Raw genomic sequence first — 1069 nt, 5'->3', positions numbered from 1 at the left:
CCGTCATTGCTGTCGATGTTCACTAATTCGCTGATTGGATCGCGGTGGTCTTGGTAGCGGCGAAGGCCTTGGGAGTTTGTCCTGCCAAGGCCTGATGGGGTCTATGGTTGTTGTAGTAGACGAGGTACTCGAACAGTTCGTTGGCGAGGTGGTCGAGATTGTCGAAGGTTGCGCCTTCGATGACGTCCTCATCGAGGGTGCGCCAGAAGCGCTCGACTTTGCCGTTGGTCTGCGGCCGATAGGGCCTGGTGTAGCGGTGTTTGATGCCGAGTTCGAGCAGCATGGCCTCGAACGGATGCTCGTCCGGCTTGGTGCGGGCGGCGAACTCGGCGCCGTTGTCGGACAGGATTTCCTGGAAGACGAGCCCATAGGTGATGTTGAGGGTGTTGATCATCTTCAGGGTCTTGAACATGACCGGCAGCGCCTTCTTGGACGTCAGGACCTCGGCCCAGGCCAGGCGCGAGCAGCTGTCGATCAGGCTGATGAGGTAGGCCGTGACCGGGGGTGGCGCGAGGAACATGTCGCGCGGCAATTGATGCAGGTCGACGTGGCCCAACTCCCCGAGCTTGTCCTTGATAATACAGTTTCTCCTCACGCATCGCCGGCGTGCGGCGGTTCAGGCGGTAGCGTTTCAGCACCCGGTAGATCGTGATCGGCGAAGGTACCGTCTCGCGTGTTTCGCGCAAGACGGCATGAATCTCATAACGGTTCATACCCCGCTTGCGATGGGCGACGATCTCCGCCTCGATCCCTTCCGGCTCGCGCCGCTCCCGCCACTTCGGACCGCGCCGCCGCGGCAGCAGATCTGCTTCCTCGCCGCTCTGCAGATAGCGATTGTAATACTTGCGGAACGTCTGCGAGCAGGTCCCGTGGTGCCGGTAGAAGTCGCCGACCCGCTTGAACAGCGGCGATCGGCCAGCCTTCACCGCCTCGTACTCCGGAATCAGAAAACGCCACTTCTGTAGATAGTTGCGCTCAATCGTCCGGTCGTAGCTATTATCGCGCATCGGATCGGCCTCCGGTGGAGCGATCCAATCAGCGAATTAGGGAACATGCACAATTGCGAGCG

The 1069-nt window shown here is 60.3% G+C and carries 1 protein-coding gene; it reads right to left on the bottom strand.

The window, feature by feature from the left end; translation table 11 throughout:
• Nucleotides 1–22: 22 nt before the first annotated feature.
• The gene (locus tag QJT78_RS51525; protein ID WP_049810211.1) at nucleotides 23–556 is read right to left on the bottom strand and encodes an integrase core domain-containing protein; all 534 of its coding nucleotides are present in this window, start codon (nucleotides 554–556) and stop codon (nucleotides 23–25) included.
• Nucleotides 557–1069: the final 513 nt, after the last annotated feature.

Origin of the sequence: Bradyrhizobium sp. Mp27 (genome assembly GCF_029953005.1) — a bacterium.
Lineage (GTDB): Bacteria > Pseudomonadota > Alphaproteobacteria > Rhizobiales > Xanthobacteraceae > Bradyrhizobium > Bradyrhizobium barranii.
The sequence above is the reverse complement of the archived record's forward strand: the minus strand, read 5'-3'. Positions and strand labels throughout refer to the sequence as shown.